This is a genomic window from Synechococcus sp. RS9909 (assembly GCF_014279595.1).
Classification (GTDB): domain Bacteria; phylum Cyanobacteriota; class Cyanobacteriia; order PCC-6307; family Cyanobiaceae; genus Synechococcus_C.
Genome location: NZ_CP047943.1, coordinates 1,232,066 through 1,255,700 on the forward strand (window position 1 = coordinate 1,232,066; position 23,635 = coordinate 1,255,700).

Annotated in this window: 29 protein-coding genes, 1 tRNA gene and 1 pseudogene; 16 read left to right on the forward strand and 15 right to left on the reverse strand. The window is 63.1% G+C overall.

Annotation, left to right across the window (positions count from 1 at the left end; genetic code table 11):
* Positions 1-2: 2 nt before the first annotated feature.
* Positions 3-734 carry a triose-phosphate isomerase gene (gene tpiA, locus SynRS9909_RS06110; protein WP_007102667.1) on the reverse strand — a complete coding sequence of 244 codons (732 nt, stop codon included), beginning with the start codon at positions 732-734 and terminating at the stop codon, positions 3-5.
* A gap of 33 nt (positions 735-767) precedes the next feature.
* The gene (locus tag SynRS9909_RS06115; RefSeq protein WP_007102666.1) at positions 768-965 is read right to left on the reverse strand and encodes an RNA-binding S4 domain-containing protein; all 198 of its coding nucleotides are present in this window, start codon (positions 963-965) and stop codon (positions 768-770) included.
* A gap of 40 nt (positions 966-1,005) precedes the next feature.
* Here SynRS9909_RS06115 and SynRS9909_RS06120 point away from each other — a divergent pair, with 40 nt between their 5' ends.
* Both SynRS9909_RS06120 and SynRS9909_RS06125 read left to right on the forward strand, forming a co-directional pair.
* Entirely contained in the window at positions 1,006-2,751 is a 1,746-nt protein-coding gene (locus SynRS9909_RS06120) for an ABC transporter ATP-binding protein (RefSeq protein ID WP_007102665.1), read from the forward strand.
* A gap of 71 nt (positions 2,752-2,822) precedes the next feature.
* A complete protein-coding gene (locus SynRS9909_RS06125; protein WP_007102664.1) occupies positions 2,823-3,056 on the forward strand; it encodes a DUF6447 family protein in 234 nt (77 codons plus the stop codon).
* Here the strand turns inward: SynRS9909_RS06125 and SynRS9909_RS06130 are convergent.
* The 3 genes from SynRS9909_RS06130 to carB all read right to left on the reverse strand — a co-directional run bounded on the left by SynRS9909_RS06130 (position 3,031) and on the right by carB (position 8,456).
* Positions 3,031-4,359 carry a sodium:alanine symporter family protein gene (locus tag SynRS9909_RS06130; RefSeq protein ID WP_007102663.1) on the reverse strand — a complete coding sequence of 443 codons (1,329 nt, stop codon included), beginning with the start codon at positions 4,357-4,359 and terminating at the stop codon, positions 3,031-3,033. The two genes, SynRS9909_RS06125 and SynRS9909_RS06130, sit on opposite strands and share 26 nt — an antisense overlap.
* 65 nt (positions 4,360-4,424) lie before the next feature.
* Positions 4,425-5,105, reverse strand: a complete 681-nt coding sequence (locus tag SynRS9909_RS06135; protein ID WP_007102662.1) for a DUF3386 domain-containing protein — start codon at positions 5,103-5,105, stop codon at positions 4,425-4,427.
* Positions 5,106-5,132: 27 nt separating this feature from the next.
* Positions 5,133-8,456: a carbamoyl-phosphate synthase large subunit gene (gene carB / locus SynRS9909_RS06140; RefSeq protein WP_007102661.1), complete on the reverse strand. Its 3,324-nt coding sequence runs from the start codon at positions 8,454-8,456 to the stop codon at positions 5,133-5,135.
* Positions 8,457-8,579: 123 nt separating this feature from the next.
* On the opposite strand from carB, the gene SynRS9909_RS06145 reads away from it, so the two are divergent.
* From SynRS9909_RS06145 to SynRS9909_RS06165, 5 genes are all read left to right on the forward strand, one after another.
* On the forward strand, positions 8,580-9,215 hold the full coding sequence (locus tag SynRS9909_RS06145; protein ID WP_007102660.1) for a DUF3318 domain-containing protein: 636 nt from the start codon (positions 8,580-8,582) through the stop codon (positions 9,213-9,215).
* Between the two features lie 22 nt (positions 9,216-9,237).
* A complete protein-coding gene (gene rsfS, locus SynRS9909_RS06150) occupies positions 9,238-9,606 on the forward strand; it encodes a ribosome silencing factor (RefSeq protein ID WP_038002044.1) in 369 nt (122 codons plus the stop codon).
* A 38-nt stretch (positions 9,607-9,644) separates the two neighbouring features.
* On the forward strand, positions 9,645-10,136 hold the full coding sequence (locus SynRS9909_RS06155; RefSeq protein WP_007102658.1) for a CGLD27 family protein: 492 nt from the start codon (positions 9,645-9,647) through the stop codon (positions 10,134-10,136).
* Positions 10,137-10,157: 21 nt separating this feature from the next.
* Positions 10,158-11,141 (forward strand): asparaginase, encoded by a 984-nt coding sequence (locus SynRS9909_RS06160; protein ID WP_038001406.1) that lies wholly within the window; start codon positions 10,158-10,160, stop codon positions 11,139-11,141.
* 68 nt (positions 11,142-11,209) lie between these two features.
* Positions 11,210-11,286, forward strand: a tRNA-Met gene (locus SynRS9909_RS06165).
* Positions 11,287-11,904: 618 nt separating this feature from the next.
* Here the strand turns inward: SynRS9909_RS06165 and istB are convergent.
* Together istB and istA are read right to left on the reverse strand one after the other, a co-directional pair.
* Complete coding sequence (istB, locus tag SynRS9909_RS06170) at positions 11,905-12,660, reverse strand: IS21-like element helper ATPase IstB (protein ID WP_007102656.1); 756 nt, start codon at positions 12,658-12,660, stop codon at positions 11,905-11,907.
* Positions 12,587-14,143 carry an IS21 family transposase gene (istA, locus tag SynRS9909_RS13970; RefSeq protein ID WP_162858297.1) on the reverse strand — a complete coding sequence of 519 codons (1,557 nt, stop codon included), beginning with the start codon at positions 14,141-14,143 and terminating at the stop codon, positions 12,587-12,589. The genes istB and istA overlap by 74 nt, the downstream gene beginning before the upstream one ends.
* Positions 14,144-14,385: 242 nt before the next feature.
* Between istA and SynRS9909_RS06175 the strand changes: the two genes are divergently transcribed.
* The gene (locus tag SynRS9909_RS06175) at positions 14,386-14,706 is read left to right on the forward strand and encodes a hypothetical protein (RefSeq protein ID WP_007102654.1); all 321 of its coding nucleotides are present in this window, start codon (positions 14,386-14,388) and stop codon (positions 14,704-14,706) included.
* 207 nt (positions 14,707-14,913) lie between these two features.
* Here the strand turns inward: SynRS9909_RS06175 and SynRS9909_RS06180 are convergent, their stop codons facing one another.
* The 3 genes and pseudogenes from SynRS9909_RS06180 to SynRS9909_RS14195 all read right to left on the reverse strand — a co-directional run.
* A complete protein-coding gene (locus SynRS9909_RS06180; RefSeq protein ID WP_007102653.1) occupies positions 14,914-15,210 on the reverse strand; it encodes a hypothetical protein in 297 nt (98 codons plus the stop codon).
* The gene (locus SynRS9909_RS06185; RefSeq protein WP_007102652.1) at positions 15,203-15,508 is read right to left on the reverse strand and encodes a DUF4258 domain-containing protein; all 306 of its coding nucleotides are present in this window, start codon (positions 15,506-15,508) and stop codon (positions 15,203-15,205) included. Before SynRS9909_RS06185 ends, SynRS9909_RS06180 begins: the two co-directional genes overlap by 8 nt.
* A gap of 276 nt (positions 15,509-15,784) precedes the next feature.
* Positions 15,785-15,865: pseudogene (locus SynRS9909_RS14195) on the reverse strand (hypothetical protein); the annotation flags it as partial.
* Here SynRS9909_RS14195 and SynRS9909_RS06195 point away from each other — a divergent pair.
* Together SynRS9909_RS06195 and SynRS9909_RS06200 are read left to right on the forward strand one after the other, a co-directional pair.
* Positions 15,859-16,056, forward strand: a complete 198-nt coding sequence (locus SynRS9909_RS06195; protein ID WP_007102650.1) for a hypothetical protein — start codon at positions 15,859-15,861, stop codon at positions 16,054-16,056. The pseudogene SynRS9909_RS14195 and the gene SynRS9909_RS06195 overlap by 7 nt on opposite strands.
* A 710-nt stretch (positions 16,057-16,766) precedes the next feature.
* Positions 16,767-16,925: a hypothetical protein gene (locus SynRS9909_RS06200; protein WP_007102649.1), complete on the forward strand. Its 159-nt coding sequence runs from the start codon at positions 16,767-16,769 to the stop codon at positions 16,923-16,925.
* A gap of 36 nt (positions 16,926-16,961) precedes the next feature.
* Here the strand turns inward: SynRS9909_RS06200 and SynRS9909_RS06205 are convergent, their stop codons facing one another.
* The 4 genes from SynRS9909_RS06205 to SynRS9909_RS06220 all read right to left on the reverse strand — a co-directional run bounded on the left by SynRS9909_RS06205 (position 16,962) and on the right by SynRS9909_RS06220 (position 18,946).
* The gene (locus SynRS9909_RS06205) at positions 16,962-17,102 is read right to left on the reverse strand and encodes a hypothetical protein (RefSeq protein WP_007102648.1); all 141 of its coding nucleotides are present in this window, start codon (positions 17,100-17,102) and stop codon (positions 16,962-16,964) included.
* A gap of 652 nt (positions 17,103-17,754) precedes the next feature.
* Positions 17,755-17,916 (reverse strand): hypothetical protein, encoded by a 162-nt coding sequence (locus SynRS9909_RS06210; RefSeq protein ID WP_240307797.1) that lies wholly within the window; start codon positions 17,914-17,916, stop codon positions 17,755-17,757.
* A gap of 88 nt (positions 17,917-18,004) precedes the next feature.
* Entirely contained in the window at positions 18,005-18,553 is a 549-nt protein-coding gene (locus SynRS9909_RS06215) for a cyclic nucleotide-binding domain-containing protein (protein ID WP_007102620.1), read from the reverse strand.
* The gene (locus SynRS9909_RS06220) at positions 18,554-18,946 is read right to left on the reverse strand and encodes a hypothetical protein (RefSeq protein ID WP_007102646.1); all 393 of its coding nucleotides are present in this window, start codon (positions 18,944-18,946) and stop codon (positions 18,554-18,556) included.
* A gap of 237 nt (positions 18,947-19,183) precedes the next feature.
* Between SynRS9909_RS06220 and SynRS9909_RS06225 the strand changes: the two genes are divergently transcribed.
* From SynRS9909_RS06225 to SynRS9909_RS06250, 6 genes are all read left to right on the forward strand, one after another.
* Positions 19,184-19,372, forward strand: coding sequence for a hypothetical protein (locus SynRS9909_RS06225; RefSeq protein WP_007102645.1), 189 nt, complete (start codon positions 19,184-19,186; stop codon positions 19,370-19,372).
* Positions 19,372-19,893: a hypothetical protein gene (locus tag SynRS9909_RS06230; protein ID WP_007102644.1), complete on the forward strand. Its 522-nt coding sequence runs from the start codon at positions 19,372-19,374 to the stop codon at positions 19,891-19,893. The genes SynRS9909_RS06225 and SynRS9909_RS06230 overlap by 1 nt, the downstream gene beginning before the upstream one ends.
* A gap of 34 nt (positions 19,894-19,927) precedes the next feature.
* Complete coding sequence (locus SynRS9909_RS06235) at positions 19,928-20,185, forward strand: hypothetical protein (protein ID WP_007102643.1); 258 nt, start codon at positions 19,928-19,930, stop codon at positions 20,183-20,185.
* 263 nt (positions 20,186-20,448) lie between these two features.
* The gene (locus SynRS9909_RS06240) at positions 20,449-20,895 is read left to right on the forward strand and encodes a DUF411 domain-containing protein (RefSeq protein ID WP_240307802.1); all 447 of its coding nucleotides are present in this window, start codon (positions 20,449-20,451) and stop codon (positions 20,893-20,895) included.
* Positions 20,895-21,668: a MauE/DoxX family redox-associated membrane protein gene (locus tag SynRS9909_RS06245; RefSeq protein ID WP_007102640.1), complete on the forward strand. Its 774-nt coding sequence runs from the start codon at positions 20,895-20,897 to the stop codon at positions 21,666-21,668. The genes SynRS9909_RS06240 and SynRS9909_RS06245 overlap by 1 nt, the downstream gene beginning before the upstream one ends.
* A complete protein-coding gene (locus SynRS9909_RS06250) occupies positions 21,665-23,086 on the forward strand; it encodes a multicopper oxidase family protein (protein ID WP_007102639.1) in 1,422 nt (473 codons plus the stop codon). Before SynRS9909_RS06245 ends, SynRS9909_RS06250 begins: the two co-directional genes overlap by 4 nt.
* On the opposite strand, the gene SynRS9909_RS06255 is transcribed toward SynRS9909_RS06250, so the two are convergent.
* Positions 23,087-23,458: a MerR family transcriptional regulator gene (locus tag SynRS9909_RS06255; protein ID WP_038001401.1), complete on the reverse strand. Its 372-nt coding sequence runs from the start codon at positions 23,456-23,458 to the stop codon at positions 23,087-23,089.
* Positions 23,459-23,635: the final 177 nt, after the last annotated feature.

A 23,635-nucleotide genomic window follows, 5' to 3' on the forward strand; every position in this document is an offset into this window, starting at 1 on the left:
GTTCAGCTCTTCTGGTAGTTGGCGATCCGGCCAAAGCTTTCCGGATCGAGCGACGCCCCACCCACAAGCACGCCGTCGATGTCGCTCATCGCCATCAGTTGGTCGATGTTGCCCGGCTTCACCGATCCGCCGTATTGGATGATCAGATCAGGAGAGCCCACCCAGCTGCGGATCAGGCCACAGATCCGGTTCGCTTCGCTGGCTTCGCAGGTTTTGCCGGTCCCGATCGCCCAGATCGGCTCGTAGGCCACCACCAGCTTGGCGGGATCGAGGCCCTCCAGGCCCTGTTCCACCTGCCGGCGGATCACCCGCTCCGCTTCACCGCGGCTGCGCTGCTCATCGCTTTCGCCCACACACACGATCGGGATCAGGCCATGGCTCTGGGCCGAACGGCCGCGGTGGTTGATCTGTTCGTCGCTTTCGCTGAAGTATTTGCGCGGCTCGCTGTGGCCCACGATCGCGTATCGAACGCCGTGCTCGAGCAGCATGGTGGGGGAGATTTCACCGGTGAAGGCCCCTTCCCCCTCCCAGTGCACGTTCTGGGACGACAGCTCCAGGCGAGAGCCCTGGCCCATGGCCGCCAGGGTGGAGATCGCCGTGAAGGGCGGCGCCACCACCAGATGGCGATCCTCTGGTGTGTTGGCGATCAGCGGCAGAAACACGGTCATCCAGTCCCTGGCCTGGGCACAGGTCATGTGCATCTTCCAGTTGCCAGCGATCACCGGTTTGCGCACGCTTGCGTCCTCTGCAGCTCAGCAGCAGCCAACTTACGGCCCAGGCTGAAGCGGCTCCTCAACGCTGGCGACCTCCAAACCCAGCTGCACGCGATCACCGTTCTGCAGCTGCCGCCCCCGCCGTTGCTCCACCGCACCGTTCACCGACACATCCCCCGCCTGGATGCGCAGCTTCGCTTCCCCACCGGTGCCCACCCAACCCTGCCATTTGAGGAATTGATCGAGCCTCATCACGCCTGGGTCCACAGGATGCCATTGATAGTGTGGCGCGATGCTCAGCCCTTCTGAAGCCGGTTTCCGCCGGTTGTTGCCGCTCCTGCGACCCCATGGACGCCGGCTGCTCTGGGGTGGTCTGAGCATGGCGGTGTTTGTGGGTAGCTGGCCGGTGCTGATGCACCTGGTGGGGCAGTTCATCCCCGCCCTCGGCTCCGGTGACCTCCAGGTGGTGGTGCCCGTGCTGGGCCTGGTGCTGGTGGTGTTTCTGGTGCAGAAACTGGCCCAGTTTCTCCAGGATTCCCTGTTGGCCGGTCCGGCGTTGCAGGTGAGTCAGGCGCTGCGGCGCGATCTGTTTGAGCGGTTGCAACGGGTGGAGCTCGGTGCGCTCGAGAAGCTGTCGGCCGGTGACCTCACCTATCGCCTCACCGAGGATGCGGACCGGGTGAGTGAGGTGATCTACAAAACCCTGCACGACACGATCCCCAGTGCTCTGCAGCTGGTGGCGGTGCTCGGATACATGCTCTGGCTCGACTGGAAGCTCACCCTGGCCATCCTGTTGCTGGCCCCCCTGATCGCCTGGTTGATCAGTCTTTTCGGTGCCCGGGTGATGGCCGCCACCGAACGCAGTCAGAAGAAGGTGAGCGAACTGGCCGGTCTGCTCGGTGAAGCGATCGAGGGGTTGCCGCTGGTGCGGGCCTTTGCGGCGGAACCGTGGTTGCAGGGTCGCTTTGAAGAGGAGATCGATCAGCATCGGCAAGCGCGCTACAACACCTATCGGCTGGTGGCGCTGCAGCATCCGGTGGTGGGGGTGATCGAGGTGCTCGGCATCGCCTTTGTGCTCGTGTTGGCGGCGATCCGCATCAGCAGCGGCGATCTCGACAGCCAGGGGTTGAGCAGCTATCTCACCGGATTGATCGTCTTGATCGATCCGATCGCCCACCTCACCACCAACTACAACGAATTTCAGCAGGGTCAGGCGTCGCTGCGACGCTTGCGGGCGATCGAGAAGGAACCCGCCGAAGCGGCCGACCCCCAGCCAGCCCTGCCGCTGGGTCGCCCCCGTGGTGATCTGGACCTGGAGCGGGTGGAGTTTGCCTATCAGGAGGGGCAGCCTGTGCTGCACGACCTCAGCCTGCAGGTGGCGGCGGGGCAGGTGGTGGCCCTGGTGGGTCCGTCGGGCGCCGGCAAGAGCACCCTGTTTTCGCTGTTGTTGCGCTTCAACACGGCCCAGCGCGGACGGGTGTTACTCGATGGCAAGGACCTGGCCCAGGTGAAGGCCCGGGAGCTGCGGCAGCAGGTGGCCCTGGTGCCGCAGCGCAGCAGTGTGTTTTCCGGAACGATCGCTGAGGCGATTCAGTTCGGGCGCCAGGCCAGCCAGGAGCAGCTGGTGGAGGCGGCGCAGTTAGCCAACGCCCACGACTTCATCATGCGCTTACCGGAGGGGTACAACACCCGCTTGGAGGAGCGGGGCACGAACGTGTCGGGGGGGCAGCTGCAGCGGTTGGCGATTGCCCGGGCCGTGCTCGGCAACCCGGCGGTACTGTTGCTCGATGAGGCCACCAGCGCCCTTGATGCGGAAGCGGAGGCAGCCGTGCAGGTGGGTTTGCGCCAGGCGATGCGCGGTCGCACGGTGCTGGTGATTGCCCATCGCCTGGCCACGGTGCAGGAAGCGGATCGGATTGTGGTGATGGAACACGGGCGCATCCGCGAGCAGGGCAGCCACGATGAGTTGATGCAGCGGGGCGGCCGCTACCGCGAACTCTGCGAGCGCCAGTTCATCCGCGATTTGCAGAACGTTTGAACGCTGTCTGAGCGCCGTGCAGGGCTCAGTACAGTCAGGCCGAATCCGTGACCCCCATCGAGGCCCCTGCCATGACCAGTTCTGCCGGTGAACAGAACCCCGTGCTCACTTTCGAGGGCAAGCGTTATGACCTCAACGCCCTGCCCGACGAGCTGAAGGAGCTGGTGCGGGGCATGCAGGTGGCCGACGCCCAGCTGCGGATGCATGAAGACACCCTCAAGGTGCTCGCCGTTGGCCGCCAGTCGATGGCGATGCAGCTGAACGAGCGCCTCAAGGACATCACCCCTCTTCCGGACGGGAACTGAAGCGGTAGGCGCCGGTGAGTCGGAAGACCACCGGCGAGAGCAGCAGCAGCGCCACAAGGTTGGGCAGGGCCATCAGGCCGTTAAGGATGTCAGCCACGGTCCACACCGTGCTGAAGGTGGCGACAGCGCCCACCACCACCACCGCAACCCAGACGAGGCGGAAGATGGTGAGGGGGAGGCCCACACCCACCAGAAATTCCAGGCAGCGCTCGCTGTAATAACCCCAGCCCAGGATGGTGGTGGCGGTGAAGAGGATCGTGGCGAAGGTCACCAGGTGATCCCCCCCCGGCAATCCCCAGGCGAAGGCGGCTTTGGTCATGTCGACCCCGGCCAGGCCTTCGTTGTATTGGCCACTGATCACAATCACCAGGGCGGTCATCGTGCAGATGATCAAGGTGTCGATCACCGTGCCAAGCATGGCCACCGCACCCTGCAGCACCGGATCACCGGGGCGGGCGGCGGCCTGCGCGATCGGTGCCGTGCCCAGGCCGGCTTCATTGGAGAACACACCCCGGGCGATGCCCTTCTGAATCACCACCCCCACCACGCCACCGGCGGCGGCCTGACCGGTGAAGGCATCGCGCACGATCAGGCCAAGGGCCGCTGGAATCGCCCCGAGGTGGGCGATGAGAATCCAAAGAGCCCCCACGATGTAGATGATCGCCATGAAGGGCACGACCAAACCGGCGATCCGTCCGATCCGCTCGATGCCGCCGATGATCACTGCGAAGGTGATCGCCGCCATCACCACGCCGGTGAGCAGGTCGGGGATGCCGTAATCGTCGAGAGCGTTGGCGAGTTCATGGGCCTGAACGCCGTTGCCGATGCCGAAGCCGGCAAGGGTGCCGAAGATGGCAAACAGGGTTCCGAGCCAGGCCCAGTGGGGGCCCAGACCGTTGCGGATCGCATACATCGGTCCGCCCACGTGTTCGCCGAGTGCATCGGTTTCGCGGAAATGCACCGCCAGGAGCGACTCACCGAATTTGGTGGCGGTGCCGAACAGGGCCACCAGCCACATCCAGAACACGGCGCCTGGTCCTCCCACACCGATGGCGGAGGCGACACCGGCCACATTGCCGGTGCCGATGGTGGCAGCCAAGGCGGTCATCAATCCCTGAAAGGCGCTTACATCGCCTTCGCCGTTGGAGCGGCGAACGGAATCGAGCATCGCCTGCACCGCAAAACCGAGGCGGCGCAGGGGCATGAAGCGCAACCCGATCATCAGATACACGCCGGTGAAGGCAATCAGGGTCAGGGTGACCGGTCCCCAGACCCAGCCGTTGATGGCATTGAGAAACTCCATGCAGCGGCTGACCCCCAGCGCAATCTTTAATTTTTCGATTCAAGCGAAAAAAAACTGATCAGCAATCAGGCGGCGTCGAGGGGCTCACAATCGAGGAACTGGAAGACCTGCTCGGACGCGGGGGTGTCGCCGTGGGCTTCGCTGCTGACGCGACGCTCATGCAGCACCCAGGGGCCACCCTCCTGGAGCGGAACAAAGGTGTCGATGAAGCGATTCAGGCCGCCGCGGGCTTCACCGGTGGCGGGATCGGCGTAGGCGCTGGTGTAGGTGTGGCTCAAATAGCCAGACCCGGTGTCGGTGGTGGAGCCGGTGTGGATCGTGACCACGGTGCCATGAATGTGGCGATGCACCATGGTCACCACCCGGTTGTGGATGCGGTAGCGATCACCGGCATTCTTGCCACCGACGATCACCTCCAACCCCTCATCGTTGCTGTCACCGGCGGTGAAGGTGTTGTCGCCATGCACCTGATCGAAACTGCGCCTCACCCGGTGGATCGCCACTTCCCAGAGCTGGGAGTGAATCGCCTTCTCCACCTCAGGATCCTCGATCCCTTCCACCGTCGCCTTCAGGTCGGCACCAACCTGGAAGCGCCCCTCGAGGTGGCGATCGCCCTGTTTCCAGAGGCAACGGCCGCGATAACCGCCGAACTCCGGATCCCAGGTGTAGCGGTTCTCATAGGCGGCCCGGAAAGCATCCCGGCAGTCGGCTCCCTGAGCTGGGGCGGCGGTGGTGGCGATCGTCACGGGCGCTCGTTTGACAGAGAGATGACCCTAACGAGCCGCCGGTGAGGCATGCACATCCTGGAGTGCATGGATCTCCAGTTGTTGATGCTGCAGGGCATCGATGCCCTCCACCGCAGCGCGGGCGGCGGCCAGAGTGGTCACCGTCGGCACGTTGTAATCCAGAGCGGCACGGCGGATGTAGCGATCATCGTGGGCGGCCTGGCGTCCGATGGGGGTGTTGATCACCAGTTGCACGCTGCCCGAGCGGATCAGATCCTCGATGTTCGGCCGGCCCTCATGCACCTTGAGCACGGGCGTCACCGCCAATCCCGCATCGGCCAGCACCGTGGATGTGCCGGCGGTGGCGATGATCTGGAAACCGAGGTCGATCAGCCGGGAGGCAATCGGCACCAGGGCCGGTTTGTCGCGGTCGTGGGTGGAGAGGAACACGGTGCCACGGGTGGGCAGGCCGTCACCGGCGCCCAGTTCCGCTTTGGCGTAGGCCATGCCGAAATCGGCGGCGGAGCCCATCACCTCACCGGTGGAGCGCATCTCCGGACCCAGCAGCGAATCCGCTCCCGGGAACCGGCGGAAGGGCAGCACCGCCTCCTTCACCGCCTGAAGGGGAGGCACCGGTTCGCTGAGCAAGCCGACCTGCTCGAGGCTTTCGCCGGTCATCAGGCGGGTGGCGATCCGTGCCAGGGGCTGACCGGTGGCCTTGGCCACAAACGGGACGGTGCGGGAGGCGCGGGGATTGGCTTCGATGATGTAGACCACCTCCTTGCCGCTGGTGTCGCGCTGAACGGCGAACTGCAGATTGATCAACCCCTGCACCTTCAGGGCCAGGGCCAGGGCTTTGCTCCAGCGGCGGATCGTGGCCAGGGCCTCCGCACCCAGGGACACGGCAGGCAGGCAGCAGGCGGAATCGCCGGAGTGGATCCCCGCCGGTTCGATGTGTTCCATCAACCCACCGATCACCACCGTGCCGGAGGCGTCGCAGAGGGCATCCACATCCACTTCCGTGGCGTTCTCCAGGTATTGGTCGATCAGCACCGGGTGATCCGGTTCCACCTGCACCGCTTCGGCCATGTAGCGATCCAGCTCCTCTTGATCGAACACCACCTCCATCGCCCGGCCGCCGAGCACATAGGAGGGACGCACCACCACCGGGTACCCCACAGCTGCCGCCACCTCCCGGGCCTCGGCCTCGCTGCGGGCCAGTCCGTTGCGTGGTTGGCGGATGTCCAGCTGCCGCAGGATCGCTTCGAACTGCTCCCGGTCTTCGGCGCGATCGATCGATTCCGGTGAGGTGCCGAGGATGCGTGTGCCGGTCTTGAGGCCCGGCTCGGTTTCTAACCAGCGCAGCAGGGGGAGGGCGAGCTTCAGCGGTGTCTGGCCACCGAACTGCACGATCACCCCCTCCGGCCGCTCCGTTTCGATCACGTTGAGCACGTCTTCGAGGGTGAGCGGCTCGAAATAGAGCCGATCGCTGGTGTCGTAATCGGTCGACACCGTTTCTGGATTGCTGTTCACCATCACCGTGGCGAAGCCCCGCTCCTGGGCGGCAAAGGAGGCGTGACAGCAGCAGTAGTCGAATTCAATGCCCTGGCCGATGCGATTGGGGCCGCCCCCGAGGATCATCACCTTGGCCCGTTCCTCGGGCTGCACCTCGCTCTCCGGCGCCAGGGTCTCCAGGTGACCCTCGGCATTGAGGCGCTGCACCGGTCGTTCGTAGGTGGAGTAGTGATACGGCGTGGTGGAGGCGAATTCAGCCGCACAGGTGTCCACGGTTTTGAACACCGGCCGCACGCCGAGACGGTCGCGCTGGCTGCGCACCGCCAGCTCATCGGACCCCACAGCGAAGGCGATCTGGCGATCGGAGTAGCCCAGCTGCTTGAGTTCGAGCAAGGCCTCAGCCGAGAGTTGCTTCAGTTGCTGCCCCTGCAGCAACCGTTGCTCGGCTGAGATCAGCTGGCGCAGCTTGGCCAGGAACCAGGGGTCGATGCGGCTCAGCTCATGGATCTCGCCATCGCTGCGGCCGGCCAGCATCGCCGCTCGCACCGCCAGGATCCGATCGGGTGATGGGGTGCGCAGGGCCCGCTCCAGATCGGTTTTGCTCCAGACGGCCTCGTCGCGATCACAACCCCAGCCGGAGAGGCCCGTTTCCAGAGAACGCAACGCCTTCTGGAAGGATTCCTCGAAGCAGCGCCCGATCGCCATAGCCTCGCCCACCGATTTCATCGCTGTGGTGAGAATCGCTGGTGATCCCTTGAATTTTTCGAAGGCGAAGCGGGGAATCTTGGTGACGACGTAGTCGATCGTGGGCTCGAAACAGGCGGGTGTTTTGCCGGTGATGTCGTTGAGGATTTCATCGAGTGTGTACCCCACCGCCAGCCGGGCGGCGATCTTGGCGATCGGGAATCCGGTGGCCTTGCTCGCCAGGGCTGAGGACCGACTGACGCGGGGGTTCATCTCGATCACCACCACATCGCCATCGACGGGGTTGATGGCGAACTGGATGTTGCTGCCGCCGGTGGCGACTCCGATTTCTCGAATGATCGCGATCGCTTGGTCGCGCAGGCGTTGATATTCCCGATCGGTGAGGGTCTGAGCCGGCGCCACGGTGATCGAATCGCCGGTGTGCACCCCCATCGGATCGAGGTTTTCGATGCTGCACACAATCACGACGTTGTCGGCCAGATCGCGCATCACCTCCAGTTCGAATTCCTTCCAGCCGAGCAACGACTGCTCGATCAGGATCTGGGAGACGGGGCTGGCATCAAGGCCGCTCTTGCAGATGGCGGCATAGTCCTCCGGGTTGTAGGCGATGCCGCCACCGCTGCCACCGAGGGTGAAGGCGGGGCGGATGATCCGGGGAAAGCTGCCAATGGCGGCACCCACCGCGTCCGCTTCCTCCAGGCTGGAGGCGATGCCCGATGGGCACACCTTCACGCCGATGCGCTCCATCGCCTGTTTGAACAGCAGGCGGTCTTCCGCTTTCTGAATCGCCTGGAGATCGGCGCCGATCAGCTCCACGCCGTAGCGCTCCAGCGTGCCGTTCTCCGACAGAGCAACGGCGAGATTGAGGGCGGTCTGGCCCCCCATGGTGGGCAGCAGGGCGTCGGGGCGCTCCTGTTCAATCACCCGGGTCACCACCTCGGGGGTGAGCGGCTCCACGTAGGTGCGATCGGCCATGTCCGGATCGGTCATGATCGACGCGGGGTTGGAATTCACCAACACCACCTCGAAACCATCGGCGCGGAGCGCTTTGCAGGCCTGGGTTCCCGAGTAATCAAACTCGCAGGCCTGTCCGATCACGATCGGGCCGGATCCCAGGAGCAGAATGCGACGCAGATCAGACCGCCGTGGCATGGGCCTCTTGGGATAGGCAAACCTGTTAAGCCTCCCACGCGGATGCACCTCTCACTGTTCATGCTGCGAAGGATGCTGGATCGAGTCGCTAGCGTGAGGAGATCGGCACGCAAGATCGAGATCATGAGCGAGCTCCAGCGCCTGAAGGGGCTGCTGCCACCGGAGATGCAGAGCTGGGTGTTCGTGGAGGCGGCGGCGGCTGTTGATCCGCCCCTGATCACCCTGGAGGAAATCGGCCGCGATGAGGTGGAGATTCAGGTGGATCTCGAGCCCTGGGACAACCTGGCGCTCGACCACCGCAACCTGCTCTTCTGGCATGAAGTGGGTCGGATCCAGAACGACACGATTCCCCGCGACGGTTGGGAGATGGCGGCCCTTGCCATCGGCCTTGGTGGCGCCATCGGTGAGCTCTGGGTGCAGGACGGCCTGCTGCTGGTGATGGCCCTGGGGCTGTCGGGTTTTGCCGGTTATCGCCTCTATCTCAAAAACAATGCTGAGAAACGGCTGCGGGATGCGATTGCCGCCGATGAACGGGCGATCGACCTGGCCTGCCGTTTCGGCTACAGCGTTCCCAATGCTTATAAGAGTCTGGGTGGTGCTCTGAAGGATCTGATCGAGCAGACGCGCAAGAAGAAGAAGCGGGGCTTCTATGAAGACCGTCTGGAAGCCCTGCGCAAGAGTGCGGGCAAGGCCCGGGCGGAAATGGCCCAACAGCAGGGATCCCGTCAGTCCGTGACCAGCGAGAACGTCTATGGCTGATGGCAGCGCCCCGGCTCCGGAGCTGGAGAGTGTTCAACTGGCGGAACTCGCCGCTGATGCCTGCGACGATCGCAAAGCCACAGACATCGAGCTGATCCGGGTCGATGCCGTTTCGAGCCTGGCGGACTGGCTGGTGATTGCCGGCGGACAGAGTGATGTGCAGGTGCGGGCGATCGCCCGGTCCGTCCAGGATCGGCTCGAGGCCGAAGCCGGCCGGCTGCCGCTGCGCAAGGAGGGCCTCAACGAAGGGCGCTGGGCGTTGCTCGATTACGGCGAATTGATTGTGCACATCCTCCAGCCCGGTGAGCGGGGCTATTACGACCTGGAGGCGTTCTGGAGTCACGGTGAGCGCCGACCCTTCGTAGCGTCGGCAACGACACCGGAGTCCTGAGTTGCGCACGCTGCGTTCAGGCCCGCCTGATTGCACCGATGGCCGCCACTCCCTGCCCTGTTCCGCCGGATCAACGCCCCCAGGAGGAGTTTGAGCAGCTATGCCGCTCCTGGTTCTTCGCCTGGCCCACCCGGGTCCCCCAGGGGCTGGATAGGGCCCTGCTGGTGAGTTGGTTGGTGTTTCTGCCGATCACCGTGCTCGTGGCCAGCGGCAGCTGGACCCTCCGCCATGACCCACCGCGTCTGCTGGCCGCAGGTGCAGTGGCGGCCCTGGTGTTGCCCATGCTGCTGCTCGTGCGTCAGTGGCTGGGTTGGAGCTACGTGCACAAACGTCTGCTCTCAGAGAGGGTGGAATACGAGGAATCCGGTTGGTATGACGGCCAGGTGTGGGAAAAACCCCTGGCCTGGCGTGAGCGGGATCTGCTCATGGCACGCCATGAGGTGCGTCCGATCCTGGGACGACTGGCCCGCTCGATGGCCTGGACCACGGGGTTGCTGCTGGCGGGAGCGAGTCTCTGCCAGGCTCTTTGAGCGCTGTTGACGTCGAGCACCATGGCATTGCCTGCAGGCTTCGGGAGTGGTGGTGCGTCGTTGGCTGGACCAAGCCCGCTGGAGGTGCGCCTGCGGCGGGGTGGTTGTGTGGAATCGGTGCACCGCGTTCATGCGGTGGTGTGCGATCAGCGGGGCCGGATCCTGATGCGGGCCGGACGCCCCGATCACGAAACCTTCATCCGGTCAGCCCTTAAACCCTTCCAGGCCCTACCCCTGCTCAGCAGCGGTGCGGCCGAGCAGTTCCATTGCGGCGAGAAGGGGGTGGCGATCGCCTGTGCCTCCCACGCCGGCACCCCCACCCATGCCCGCGAAGCCTTCAAGTTGCTGTGGAACGCGGATCTGGAGGTGTCGCAGCTGCAGTGTCCTGTCCCGTCAGGGGCGAGCAGCCCGCTGGAACACAACTGTTCCGGCAAGCACGCGGCCTTTCTGGCCACCTGCCGCAAGATGGCCTGGCCCACCGAGAGCTACCTGCAGGGGGACCATCCGGTGCAACGGGAGGTGCATCGGCGTGTGGCCGAGTTGCTCGGTCTGCCCGCCGCGGAACTGGTGGCCGCCCGCGATGATTGCGGCGCTCCGACGCTGCGCCTGCAGTTGGCGCAGATGGCGCTGCTCTATGCCCATCTCGGTGCCTCCACCCTGGCGGAGCTGGAGCAGATCAGCCGGGCGATGCTCGCTCACCCGGAGCTGGTGGCCGGTGAGGGTCGGTTTGACACCGAACTGATGCAACGGGCCCACGGTCAGGTGTTGAGTAAGGGAGGAGCGGAAGGCATCCAGTGCCTGAGCCGAATCGGCGAAGGTCTCGGTGTGGCGATCAAGGTAGATGACGGCTCCAGACGTGCCAAGCAGGCGGTGGCCCTGCATCTGCTGCGCCAACTCGACTGGTTGACCCCCTCAGGGCTGCAGGAGCTCGAGGAGCAGGTGCTGATCCTCAATCCCGGCGTGAGCCTGGAGGTGGAGGGGGCGCTTCGTTTCCAGGAGGGCTGACCGCCCAGGCCGCTGACCGCCCTGCCCATGGTGTCGGGTGACACCAAGTTGTACGATATGGAGGCCGACGCGGGGTAGAGCAGTCTGGTAGCTCGTCGGGCTCATAACCCGAAGGTCGGGAGTTCAAATCTCCCCCCCGCCACCACTTGAAAGCCCCCGGGAGGACCACCTTCCGGGGGCTTTTTGCTGTTGGGGACTGGGATCTTCCAGGTCTGACAGGACAAGTGCCTTTATCCCCTTCATCGGCCTCATGCGGATCAAGGCGCTGCCCACGGCCAGGCTGGGCCTGATTCCGACATCGATCCGCTGATCACCGCACCTGACAGCTGGCTTGAGAAGCACCATCGCTTTGAGGTGCTCAATCAGCTGCTCAACTCCCGCAGTGAATGTGAGGCTCGGCGCCATTGGCGCAGCCATGTGATCGGCCGCGCCTACGGCGAGGGAAAGCTTCACGTGGAGCAGCTTCTGGGCTGAACAGAAGCCAAAGGGGCAGCGCATGACCCCGCGCTTGTCAGATGTCAATCAGGTTGATGTGTGGCGTCAATCAGGTTGACCGGTGAATGAGCTTGGTTTCGGGACCTGCTTCTGGCTTGAAATCCAGTTGGGATCTGGATCGTGACCAGGCCTGTCGCGGCGCGTCAATTCGGTTGTCCTGGTGGGCTTACTGATTGGGTGGGTGGGCCAGTTTTCGTGTCGCCGCCTTGGTTCTGTTTGCTTAGGCCGATGGTGGTTGTGATCGTGCCGGCGATGACGCTCGCGTCAATTACGTTGGCGGGTTGCTCTGATCACTGGAAACCCTTGCAGCAGCTGCTTTCTGCCGGTAGCTCTCGCCTTTGATGCCGATGATGTGGCAGTGGTGCACCAGCCGGTCTACCGCCGCCACAGTCATCGATCCGTTGGGAAAGATGTCGTCCCACTCCCGGAACGGTTGGTTGCTGGTCACCAGCAACGAACGGCGCTCATAGCGGTGGCAGATCAGCTCAAACAGCACCGAGGTCTCCAGTTCGCTGCGGCGCACGTAGGAGATGTCGTCGATCACCAGCAGGCTGTAGCGGTCCAGCTTTTGCAGAATTGCCGGCAGGTCATAGGCCGCCTTGGCCTTCTGCAGCAGCTGCACAAGCGCCGTGGCCGGGAAGAAGCGGCAGGCCTGGTCCTGCGCAGCCATCGCCATCGTGATCGCAATCGCCAGGTGGGTCTTGCCCACGCCGCTAGGGCCAAACAGCAACAGGTTTTCCGCCTGCAGCAGCCAGGTGGTCTGCTGCGTCAGGCCTTGCAGCTCCTGCCATTGACGCGGGTCGAGATGCTGGTGGTCAAACCCGTCGAGCCCTTTCTGCCAAGGGAGATGGGCGCCGCGCAGCAGGCGCTGCTGGCGGGCGATTTGCCGCTGCTCCAGCTCCAGTTCACAGAGCGAGTAGAGGAACTGGCCAGGGCTCCAGCCCTGGGCCTCAGCCTGCTCGGCCAGCGGCTGCCAGTGGCTGCGAAAGCGCGCGAGTTTCAGCTGTTTGAGCAGCAACGGCAAGGTCGCTTCCACCGCCTGAGAGCGAGGAACCGGTAAGGAGGTGGTCATAGGAAGCCAGCAGGTGTTGAGGAATCACGGGATCAGGCAGGGCGCTCCGCCGCGGCGGCAGCCGGAAGCGTTGCTGCAACAGCGAGAGCGACAGGGCCTTGCGTTGGTGGGCTTGCTGCAGGAAGCTGAGCACAAGCTCAAAAGACGCCACCCGCACGGCGACATACAGTGCCTCGACCATCAACCGGGCCGCGCCGTCACGGTCACCGCCGGCCAAGAGCTGTTGCCACAAGCCCCACCAGCGCTCATCGGGGAACAGGTGGCGCTGGTAGCGGCAATGGAGCAGAGCCCGCGGCTTGGCACGTAGGCCATCGATCAGGTGCTCCAGATCGATGCACCAGGCTCGCTTCTCGCCAGAAGCGCCATAAGCGCGTGGGAGCTGGCAAACCCAGTCGCGACCGAGGTAAACGACCAGTCGGTCATGGTGCAAGCGCACCGCAACCTGGCGACCGATCAGGCTCGGCGGCACCGAGTAGACGACCTGGCGCACCTCGATCGTGCTGGTGCTCCGCACCCGCACCGTGAGCAGCTCGTAGTCGGCAAAGCGAAAGGCCGGCAGCGGGCTGAGCACCTCCAATTCCTGTTCGTAGCGCCGTTGCCGCGGGGCATTGAGCGTGCTGAACACCTCAGCGACCAGCTTGCCGTATTCGGCGGGTTCCTCGAAATCGCAGCTGCCGCGCAGGATCAGCTTCTGCTCCAGCCGCCGTTTCACGTGGCCATGGGGTGCCTCGACGATGCCGTTCTCATGGGCCACACCACGGTTATTGCGGCTGGGGCTCAGGCCGTAGTGGCTGCAGAGCGCCTGGTAGCGGGGCGTGATGTCGAGGGCGTAGCTGCCGTCACGGTTGCGGCTGGCGGCCGATAAGCGATCAGTACGCAGTTCTTTTGGCACCCCACCGCAGGCAGCCAGGGCGTTCTGCAAGCCCTCGGAAAGGGCCACAAAGCTCTCGCCGCCATGGATCACCTGCCCGTAAGCCCAGCCACTCCAGGCCAGGCGGTAATGGAACAGCAGGTGCGGGAATGGTTCTCCCCGCAGGGTGATCTCCACGCGCTTGACCTTGGTGAAATCACAGAAGCCGATCTCGCCGGGCTGGTACGCCAGCGGGAACATCACCTCAGGCGTTTGGCCATGGAGGGTCTTCCAGTGCTGAACCCGCCGCTGCAGGGTGCGTTTGACAGAACTCCAGTCCTGATCAGGATTTTGCTCCTGCAGGTGCTCCAGCAGCGTGGTGGGCGTGAGGGCTGGATGGCGTTCAAGCAGGGGAAGCAGCAACGGCTCCCACACCGCCGCCAATGGGTCAGGGCGTCGTCTACTGCGGGGCTTGGCGGCTTTGGGTTGCAAGCGACCGGAGTCGATCCGGTGGGCACTGCTCACCGAGATGCCCGCCGCAGCGGCAGCCACCTCCTGGCGGCTGCCGGCTCGTCGTTTGGACATGTACAGCGAAATCTGTTGAGCGGTGAGGGGAGCAGGCATGTCCCGGTGCCCTGCGCATGGCAACCGGATTCAGCAGAACCCCTCAAGAGCGGTCAACCAGATTGGCGTGACCCCTCAACCAGATTGTCGTCGAACACCGCGCTGGCGCTTAACGTTCGCGGCATGTCCGGGTTGGGGGTTGCGGCCATGGCGATCAATAACCTGCCGATCTGGGCGGACTGTCCCGCTATGGATCAGGCCTGATGCGGATCCTGCTTGATCCAGGCACCCCGGAGCTTCTGCGGCGCTGGTTGATCAACCATGAGGTGAGCACCGCCGCGGAAGAGGGCTGGCCAGTCGCCAGCAGCCTGGACCTGATCCAGCTGGCGCAACAGCGGGGCTATGAGGTGTTGATCAGCACTGATGTGAGCCTGAAACATCAGCCCAACCTGCAGCGTCCAGCGATCGCGATCCTGGTGCTCTCCTCAGGAGAATGGGACAGAGTGGGAGTGATCGCAGGCAACGTCGCCGATGTGGTGAATGCGTTGCGCCCGGGCGAGTACTGCGAGATGACCATCCCCTGACGCCCCCGGGCGGAACGTGAGGCGAGGATCCACTCCACGGCGCGATAGCAGGACTCCCCCAGGGCGATCGGATCACCTGGAGATGCCCGGCGCAGCGTCTCTTGCGGTGCGTCAGAAGCCGGTGGGGTGCATCTGGCGGGGTGCTCAACCCCTGGCACTGGCGGTAGTGAACGAACAACAGTGACAGACAGATGTCCTCTGCAAGCTTCACCGAACGGTGACGCGCTCCTGCAACGTGCCGCTCACGTATTTGTGCAGAACGCTGCTGATCAGGGTCTGATAAGGGATCCCCTCCTGGAGTGCCCGGGTGCGGATGGCCTGGAGATCACCACTGGAGAGGCGGATGTTGATGCGCTGATCCTTCTGCCCTGTAGCCCGGGCGGATTGGCGTAGGTCATTCAGCAGCGCAGGAGTGGCCACGCTGGTCAGCGCACCCTGCTCGAAAGCATCGAGGAGCTGCTGTTCGTCGGCTTCAAGCGCTGGCACAGGGTTCTGTTCAGGCATCGTTCTCTTCGTCAGAAGGATCGGGGGTGTACTGGCGCTGAGCTCTGCGGCTCGGAATGATCGTCTTCAGGACTAAGTGGTCATCTGACTCCGCATAGGGCACTAGGTGCACATAACCGCTGAGCCGGACCACCAGGATCCGTTGACCGGGGTAACGGGCCTGGTTTGGGTGGTCGAGCACGTCGAGCACGTCGAGGAGCTCTCCGGCTTCGATGGCGACCACGACCGTCTCGAAGCAGATCCCCCGTTCGGCCATGAGCTGATCATTCTTTTCAGTGCTCCAGGCGAACGGCTTCATGCCATCAAACTAGCCCGCCTGTGTGCCTGATGTCTTCACGTTGCCTGACGACAGCGATCGGGGTGGCCTGGCCCCCCACCTGCTCAGGCAAGAGGGATGGCCTCCTCTTCTATACGTTGACGCAGCTCAGCCCGCAGACCCCGGCGCGTCACCAGGTCCACCGGAACGCTCAGCAGATCCTCCAGCGCCAGCTTGAGGTCCATGACCTGCCCAAAGCTGGGGCTGGCCGGGAACTCCACCAACCAGCAGATCCAGATCGCTGCCCGGTCGCGCCGTCCCGTGAATCACCGAGCCGAACACCTGGAGGCCCAGCCCGCCATGGCGATGCCGTGTCCACGCCAGTTCTCTCCATGGCACATCCCTCTGCTCCCTGCTGCGAAGTCCGCTTCCTGCTGATGCACGTCTACCCGGCTGGCATCAAGGCCTATGGCCATGAGCGGATCACCATCCCACTCGGCCGGCGCGGCAAGCCCATCAAGAAGCTGCGCCTGATCCCTGCCGAGAGGGCCCATGCCCTGGCGCTGCAGCGCCGCCGCGACGGAGCGTGACTTGGGACCGTGCTGAAAATGGCGCCGTGAGGGGGGAGCCGCCTGGGTTGATGCGGATCCTGCATGAAGACGCGATTCGGGTTGCGCTCAGCCTTCATTCAGTAGAAGTTGGTAGCAGCCCATTCGTTCGCGTTCTAGACGCGTGAGTCCAATTGTTGCCCCCCCCCCCCTGAGTCGGAATTGAGGGAGCTGTTGGCCTTTGTCGCGGTTTGTGATGGCCGTTCCGATCTGCAGCAGGCCATTTCTTGCTGTACATCACCGCAGGAGATCATCGATCTGGCGGCGAAGGAAGGACATGGAATCAGCGTCAAGGCCTTGCGCTCATGCTCTCGCGACCTGGCAGCTGCGTACTGGCCCTGGTCTCAGAAAGGCCACGCCTGGCGTCGGGCCTTTTTTGCGTCTTGATCCGCCCCGCCTGATCCAGTGCTGAGCCCCGCCAGAAGCGGGGCTTTTTCATGGCAATGGCTGGAGGGCCGCTGCTCAAAGCACCGAGACGGTGACGCCAGGGTTGCCCTGCAGCTTGCGGGCGATGACGGGTCGCGGTTGAAGCAAGCTGTGCGCTTGTTGATTGCAGTGCACCAATGCACCAAAGCATTGAGGCGCTCAGTCAGAAAGGATGCAAGTGGAAGCGATGCCGAGTCGCCGTTTTGTACGCGAAAGCAGCAGAGAGCCAATTTGTTAGTTTCTGCGCGCCGGATGCCAACGCCTTCATGGAGATAGATCCGAACCAATTGCCCCGCCGCATTGAGATTGACGTGCCTGAGCGTGTGTTGGAGTGGGTGCGCCAGAAAGCTGCGGAGACGGGCCGCGATCCAGATGAGCTGCTGCTGGAGCTTCTGGATCGGGGACTGCAGCGGGAAGTGAACTGAAAGGCCCACAGGGCCTCGGTTGATTGACGGATGCGTTCAGCCAAAGGCCGCCCGTTCAAGCAGAAAGGCGGCGAGGTTGCTCATCGAGCGTCCCTCCTGGGTGCTGCGCTTGGCGATCTGTTCGTAGACGTGCAAAGGAATGGTGATGGTGATCCTCTGGGGAGCCCGAGCGATCAACAGGGGAGCGACGAAGTGAGACCTTGTCACTGAAGGGAAAGAAATTGTGCTTGGCGACTCTGAAGACCAGCTAGCCCCTGGTCAATATCATGAAGAAAATCTTAAATCTTGCACAAAGTGCATGATTGTGTTGGTTGCTGTGTCGTTGCAGGCGTTGTGCAGGTCTATTGGTTCGATGCGAACGGTTGATCTGCTGCAGAGTGCGGCAGATTTGCTGCAGACAGAAACAGCAACACCCAGCCACTAGCGCGCTGGCAGGCAGCTGGGTGAGGCCCTGTGGCTTAGAGCACCGAGACGGTGACGCAGGGGGGCCCTGCAGCTTGCGGGCGATGGCATGGGCGCGCTCAGCGGGAATCAGGCGCATTTTCTTGACGGGTTTGCCGCGCTTACCGAGCCACTGCAGCTCATAGGGGCTGGTGCCGCCTTTGCCCACGCCGGGCGCATAGCGATGGATGCAGAGGAATCGGATCGGGCAGGAGAGGGGTTGAACAGCGCAGTCCGTGGAGCAGAAGTGCGAGGGACCCCCCGAAGGGGTGCATGGCTCGATCCTTGCCGGGTGAGTAGGCCTGTGGCTGGATGGGGTTGCCCTCGCGCTGTTCTGTGGGCGGCAGTGCTCAACCAGAAGCGGTTGGTCGGTTCGACCCGCGTGAATTCAGAAGTGGGTCCGCTGGGCCTCGGCGCTGTTGCCCCAGAGCTTGCGTTTGGCGGCCTCGGCATCGGCGATGAACAGCCGTGCTTCTGCGCGGTTGGTGCAGGTGCGTGCCCGTTCTTCCAGTTGCATCAACTGCACCAGCTGTTGAGTGGTGGCGGTCATGGTCACCTTCTGGTGTTCCTGCATCAAGGTTAACCCTGGGTTAACCCATTGTGCGCGTTGGCGCGGATGGCGGTTGGGATGGGTCTGATCAGGCGGCGTGGTGCTCCTCTGCGGTGGCATGGAAGGGGAAGGGAGCCGGTGCAATGGTGCTCTGCCGGCGCTGGGCGCGGAGACGGCCGTGTTGCTGTTGCAGCAACTCGATCACCAGCGTGGGGTGGCGATGGATGAGCTCGAGAAAGGAGGCTCGATCCAGGCGCAGCAGCTGCACGGGTGTGAGCGCCCTGGCCGCCAGTTGGTGGTGCTGATGCCGTGAGGCGAGATCGGGATAGGAGAAGAGATCGCCGCTGCGGCAGCGAGAGGAGGAGGCGATATTCGGGCCATCAAGTGACACCAGCCCGCGCTCGACGGCAAAGATGGCGCGGACCGGATCGCCTTGCTGCACGATCACGCTGCCCGTGGGCAGGAACCAGCGATCGGCACCGGTCTGTTCTGCAATCAGCTCGAGGGGTGTAGGCAGGGTGCGCTGGCTGAGAATCTCCATTGCCAACGCCAGGGACTTGATGGAGTTGTAGGCACAGCAGCGCAGCGGCGCCAGGGTCTCCAAGGGAGCGCGTCCTGGTTCCTGTTGTGTTGCCACTCAGGGCTCGCTGCCATTGATCTCCCTGAGCAGCTCCTCCAGCAGCTGGCGTTCGTCTGGTGTGGGTTGATTGCGCAGGGGTTCCGCCATGTGGAGATCGTCGATCAGGCCGTAGAAGCGCACATCGAACCAGAGCAGGAACAGCTCGAGCGTGAGTGGTTGGGGCCAGTGGCTGGGGTCCTCACACCAGCAGCGCAGCTCCTCTCGAAAGATCGGCAGGACATGCTCCCGCAGGCGCTCGTTGGGGGGGCGGTCCTGATCCTGGAGGGGGATCAGATAAAGCGAGGGCTCCAGTTCAGCCAGCATCGTCCCCTCCGGTTCCATTGCATGGGCCCAGGCCCGCATGGGTGAACGGGCGCGGATGCCGATGGCGCAACGATTCACCACTCCCATGCGCCCGTTGCTGAACCGCGCCTGTCGGTGTTCCAGCGAACCTCCTGCACGCAACCGTAGAAGCGGCCATGGCGCCCGTCAGCTGATGAGGAGCCCTACGGGTCGACCGATCAGCCCTGCTTGCTGGCGTTGTCACCGCCGCAGTGTCGTTATGCGCGCTCTGGGATCAGACGATCTCGCGCTAATCCCTGGGCTTCGTAAGCCCGTAAGCTTGTGTACAAGTTATGAATTGATGGCATGGCCGCCAAGCGCTGCACCTCCAGTCGGGAGGGCAAGGTGCTCCTCTCCTGCTGGATCACACCCGAGTTGCGCATGGAACTCGATCGCATCTGGGCCGCCAAGGGCCATCGTCCCCATGGCCGCACCCAGAAGGGGATGGAGGAGGTGCTCTCCCGCTACCTGGCCTCAGAAGCGAGCCAAGGCTGATGGGCCGGGCGACTCCCTATCAGCCGTCCCTGCTGCGTTTGCTGCATGGCGTCACGGCGCTGGTTGTGCCTCTGGCCTGGCTGAGCGGATTGGTGGTGTTGATCAATCACGACGGTCGATGGCTGCAGCTGCCAGCCGTTCCGGGCGATTGGATTGATGTGCATGGAACGATCGGTGTGGTGCTGTGGCCCGTGGCGCTGCTGTTGGCGCTCTATGCCTTCACTGCTGGTCGGGCCCGATTGCGCCACCCGGCCAATGCTGCGGTGTTGATCGGACTGCTGCTGGCGATCGGCAGCGGCAAATTGATGGATGAGGACTGGTTGCGGACCGGTGAACTGGAGCATTGGCCTTATCACCTGCATCTTCTGGCGTGGATGATCATCAGTGGGGCTGTGATCTGGCACGTCGGTGATGTGGTGCGACGCGGCGGTTTGCCCTTGGCAGGTTCCATGGTGAAGTTGACTGTGCGCGAATCAGATCGTCCGCGCCACTGGCCAAAGCAGCTGCTGCAACGGCGATGATGCCATCTCTGCGATTGATTGGACTCTCTTTCCCATGAGTGATCACACCGAGACGAAGCTTTCTGGCCGGGAGATGATCCGTGCCCACGCCTATCCATTGCTGGCCCTGATCAGTACGGCGACTCTGATTGTTGTCGCGTTTTTGTTGACTCCTCAGGCTGTAAGGCATCATCGATACAATCTCTGCATCGATGAGCAGATGCGATTAAGACGCAGTAGTGGTCCAAAAGGCCAGGACGGTCCTGGCAAATTGTTCTATCTCAAGGCCGTTCAGCACTGCGAAGGTCGTTGAGGCAATTGCACTCTTTGTAGTCAGTGTTGGTGACGATGGTGAGCATCGCTCACGTGAGGGTGTTCATGCTCCGTTGCTTCATGGGGTTCGATTTTGTTGCGATGCAGGCCCACCGCCATGGGGGAGAGATCCGCGTGGTGTCAGAGCCGGGGCGCGGAGCCACATTCACGACACTGCTGCCAGCGGCTGGCTGAAGCTGTCCGATCGCCTTGACTCTCCACCTTCTGGAGACAATACGGTTGATGGAAATGCCTGATCCCGTGATGCGCACGCTCCCTCTGGTCCTCGCTCTGGCGGGCCTCTCCATCACCGCCGCCACACCAAGTCACGCCTCAGAGGTGGTGGTGGCTTACCGCTCCTCCAGCTGCGGTTGTTGCAAGGGTTGGCTCGATCACCTCAAGAAAGCTGGCTTCACGGTGCAGGACACCATCGTGAACAATCTCACCGCAATCAAGCAGCGGTACCGCGTTCCCGTCGCATTGGACTCCTGTCACACTGCCACGATCAATGGGTATGTGTTCGAGGGGCACGTGCCGGTCTCAGCGATTGAGAAGCTGCTCAAGGAGCGCCCCAGGGTGGCTGGCATTGCAGTGCCCGGCATGCCTCTGGGTTCTCCGGGGATGGAGTCGCCCTTGAAGCGTGAGACCTACACCGTGTTCACGTTCACCAATTCAGGGGTGATCAAGCCGTTCCAGACGATCAAGGGCTGATGACACCAGTTTCTCCCGAGGCCCGCTCAGCGCTGCGCGATGTTCAGCTTTATCGGATGGACACGCCGGAGCACGCCTGCCCCTGGGGCCTGAAGGCGGTGGCCCTGCTGCAGAGCCAGGGCATTGCGTTTGAGGATCATCCGCTGCGCAGCACTGACGACGTGGAGGCGTTCAAACGCAACCACGGGGTGAGCAGCACGCCCCAGGTGTTCAGCGGACCGGTGCGGATCGGTGGCTACAGCGAACTGGCCGCGCGGTTGGGTGTGAAGGCGGAGGGACTGGAGGTGTCCTACACCCCGGTGATTGTGGTGTTTGTCAGCGCGGCCTTGATGGCCCTTGCCCTCGCCGCGAGCGTGCGGGGCTTCATGGGCCTGGCGATCAGTCTGCTGGCCATGCTCAAGCTCATGGATGTGCCGGCCTTTGCTGCCAGTTTCCTGAAATACGACCTGCTCAGCCAGCGCTGGCGAGCCTGGAGTCGGCTCTACCCAGGGGTCGAGTTACTTGTGGGGCTGGGCATGCTTTTGCAACCGGCGTCTGGCTTGGATGGCCTGGTGGGAGCGGTGGCGGTGTTGTTGGGGGGGATGGGGATGCTGTCGGTGGGCAAGTCAGTGTTCATCGATCACCTCGCCCTCAATTGCGCCTGCGTGGGCGGCAACACGCGCACACCGCTAGGTGTGGTGAGCTTTGCTGAGAACCTGATCATGACCTTGATGGGTGCGTCGCTGCTGTTTGGCGTCAGCTTGAGTCCCATGATGAGGAGCGGTCTGGGATGAACCGGCGCTCGTTTCTCGCCTTGACGGCCGGAGGAGCGGCCGCTGCTTCTGCAGGGTTGCTTGGTCAGCACTGGCTGAGCCGAGCCGGTCAGGTGTCGCCGGTCATGTCTCAGCCTGTTGTGCGTTCGAGCCAAGGCGCCCTGATCCTTGATCTCGTCGCTCAGGAGACGCGGATCACGATCCCGGGGACAGCGGGTCGCGCGCTCACTTACAACGGCCTGCTGCCAGGGCCGGTGTTGGAATTCAACGCTGGTGATGACGTCAAGATCCAACTGCACAATCGGCTGAATCAGCCGACCAATCTTCATTATCACGGCCTTCATGTCTCGCCAGAGGGGAATGCCGACAACGTGTTTCTGAGTGTTCAGCCGGGTGCGAGTCAGAGCTATTCCTTCCAGATTCCAGATGACCATCCAGCCGGGCTGTTTTACTACCACCCCCATCACCATGGAACGGTGTCCGATCAGGTGTTCGGCGGCCTTGGTGGTGCGCTGATCGTGCGCGGCGAACTCGACCGAATTCCTGAGGTGCAGTCCGCTCAGGAAGAGGTGCTGTTTCTCAAAGATCTCCCAGCCGATCGTCAGCCAGGGATGGGCGGAGCGATGCTTGGCCGCGAGGGGTCCGTGCTCACCGTCAATGGGCAGGTCAACCCCACAATTGAGGCCCCTGCCGGAGGATTGCTGCGGCTGAGATTGGTGAATGGCTCCAATGCACGCTTCTGGCGTCTGGCATTGGAAGGGCAGCGACTGCATCTGATCGCCACCGATGGCGGTGCGCTGGAGCAGCCGCTTGCAATCGAAGATCTACTGCTCGTGCCTGGTGCACGCGCCGATGTTCTGGTGCAGATTTCACCGACGGGTGGGCAGTTCCGCCTGCGAAATCGCTCCTACAACCGCGTTGGCCGCAGGATGATGGGAATGCGGCGGATGGTGGCTTCCTCCCAGGGTGAGGAGACCATTGCCACGATTCAGACCCATGGCACGACAACACCAGTGGCGCTCCCCCGGGAATTGCTTCCCATTCAGCCGCTCAACAATCCAGTGCGAACGCGCCGGTTTGTGATGAACCATGGCATGGCACCAAGTATGGGGATGATGTTTCTGATCAACGGGCAGCCTTACGACCATCAACGCATCGACACCCGGGTGCGACTGGGTGATATCGAGGAGTGGGACTTGGTGAATACGGGGGTGATGGACCATCCCTTTCACGTCCATGTCAACCCCATGCAGGTCATCAGCCGCAATGGCGAGCCAGAGCGATTGCTTGCCTGGCGTGATGTGGTGCTGGTACGTGCCGGTGAAACAGTACGGGTTCGAACGCAGTTCCGTGATTTCTCTGGCCGCAGCGTGTACCACTGCCACATTCTCGATCACGAGGATCTGGGCATGATGGGGAATCTCTTGATTGAGGCTTGATCAGCGACCGCCGCAGGATTCCCAGCCAGCGAGCAGGGTGTTGAGATCGTGCTCCAATGCCCTTAGGTCATCAATGCGTTGATGGATTTCCGTGACTTTGTCGCGGATTGTGGCCTGCAGATCCGCGCAGGTGCAGAGTCCTGAACGTCGCGCCTGCAACACTCTGCGGATGCAATCAAGAGGAAGTTCCATGGCACGCAGCGTACGAATCATGGCGATGTCATCAAGGATATCAGCAGAAAATAGGCGATAATGACTATCGGATCGGGTTGTTGGTGCTAGCACCCCTTGATCGCAATAAAAGCGGATTGTTTTGACCGAGACGCCGGAAGCCTTGGCAACAGCTCCGATCTTGAGGAGAGTGTTAGCCATGGCGGAACCTGAACCTGATCAATCAAGTCTGCCATGTCTGAATCAGGTTTCGAGTCCTGATACTTCTTGTTGACGGGTGGCGAGGAGTCGATGAGTGTTTTGCTTGGTGCCGTCGATGCAAGCCATCGATGGTGTTCAATCCATCAGTCATGAGGTGTTGTTGGCCCCCCGGCGGCG

What these genes read in the sequence shown, in the direction of transcription:
- SynRS9909_RS06200 (WP_007102649.1), top strand. Translation starts at nt 16,767, where the DNA reads ATGGAGATAGATCCGAACCAATTGCCCCGCCGCATTGAGATTGACGTG.
- SynRS9909_RS06240 (WP_240307802.1), top strand. Translation starts at nt 20,449, where the DNA reads ATGCGCACGCTCCCTCTGGTCCTCGCTCTGGCGGGCCTCTCCATCACC.
- SynRS9909_RS06225 (WP_007102645.1), top strand. Translation starts at nt 19,184, where the DNA reads ATGGCCGCCAAGCGCTGCACCTCCAGTCGGGAGGGCAAGGTGCTCCTC.
- SynRS9909_RS06120 (WP_007102665.1), top strand. Translation starts at nt 1,006, where the DNA reads ATGCTCAGCCCTTCTGAAGCCGGTTTCCGCCGGTTGTTGCCGCTCCTG.
- SynRS9909_RS06175 (WP_007102654.1), top strand. Translation starts at nt 14,386, where the DNA reads ATGCGGATCCTGCTTGATCCAGGCACCCCGGAGCTTCTGCGGCGCTGG.
- SynRS9909_RS06115 (WP_007102666.1), bottom strand. Translation starts at nt 965, where the DNA reads ATGAGGCTCGATCAATTCCTCAAATGGCAGGGTTGGGTGGGCACCGGT.
- SynRS9909_RS06210 (WP_240307797.1), bottom strand. Translation starts at nt 17,916, where the DNA reads ATGACCGCCACCACTCAACAGCTGGTGCAGTTGATGCAACTGGAAGAA.
- SynRS9909_RS06195 (WP_007102650.1), top strand. Translation starts at nt 15,859, where the DNA reads ATGGCACATCCCTCTGCTCCCTGCTGCGAAGTCCGCTTCCTGCTGATG.
- SynRS9909_RS06255 (WP_038001401.1), bottom strand. Translation starts at nt 23,458, where the DNA reads ATGGCTAACACTCTCCTCAAGATCGGAGCTGTTGCCAAGGCTTCCGGC.
- SynRS9909_RS06250 (WP_007102639.1), top strand. Translation starts at nt 21,665, where the DNA reads ATGAACCGGCGCTCGTTTCTCGCCTTGACGGCCGGAGGAGCGGCCGCT.
- SynRS9909_RS06145 (WP_007102660.1), top strand. Translation starts at nt 8,580, where the DNA reads ATGAGCGAGCTCCAGCGCCTGAAGGGGCTGCTGCCACCGGAGATGCAG.
- SynRS9909_RS06160 (WP_038001406.1), top strand. Translation starts at nt 10,158, where the DNA reads ATGGCATTGCCTGCAGGCTTCGGGAGTGGTGGTGCGTCGTTGGCTGGA.
- SynRS9909_RS06130 (WP_007102663.1), bottom strand. Translation starts at nt 4,359, where the DNA reads ATGGAGTTTCTCAATGCCATCAACGGCTGGGTCTGGGGACCGGTCACC.
- SynRS9909_RS06185 (WP_007102652.1), bottom strand. Translation starts at nt 15,508, where the DNA reads ATGAAGCCGTTCGCCTGGAGCACTGAAAAGAATGATCAGCTCATGGCC.
- SynRS9909_RS06245 (WP_007102640.1), top strand. Translation starts at nt 20,895, where the DNA reads ATGACACCAGTTTCTCCCGAGGCCCGCTCAGCGCTGCGCGATGTTCAG.
- SynRS9909_RS06235 (WP_007102643.1), top strand. Translation starts at nt 19,928, where the DNA reads ATGAGTGATCACACCGAGACGAAGCTTTCTGGCCGGGAGATGATCCGT.
- carB (WP_007102661.1), bottom strand. Translation starts at nt 8,456, where the DNA reads ATGCCACGGCGGTCTGATCTGCGTCGCATTCTGCTCCTGGGATCCGGC.
- SynRS9909_RS06125 (WP_007102664.1), top strand. Translation starts at nt 2,823, where the DNA reads ATGACCAGTTCTGCCGGTGAACAGAACCCCGTGCTCACTTTCGAGGGC.
- istA (WP_162858297.1), bottom strand. Translation starts at nt 14,143, where the DNA reads ATGTCCAAACGACGAGCCGGCAGCCGCCAGGAGGTGGCTGCCGCTGCG.
- SynRS9909_RS06155 (WP_007102658.1), top strand. Translation starts at nt 9,645, where the DNA reads ATGGCCGCCACTCCCTGCCCTGTTCCGCCGGATCAACGCCCCCAGGAG.
- SynRS9909_RS06230 (WP_007102644.1), top strand. Translation starts at nt 19,372, where the DNA reads ATGGGCCGGGCGACTCCCTATCAGCCGTCCCTGCTGCGTTTGCTGCAT.
- SynRS9909_RS06220 (WP_007102646.1), bottom strand. Translation starts at nt 18,946, where the DNA reads ATGGGAGTGGTGAATCGTTGCGCCATCGGCATCCGCGCCCGTTCACCC.
- SynRS9909_RS06180 (WP_007102653.1), bottom strand. Translation starts at nt 15,210, where the DNA reads ATGCCTGAACAGAACCCTGTGCCAGCGCTTGAAGCCGACGAACAGCAG.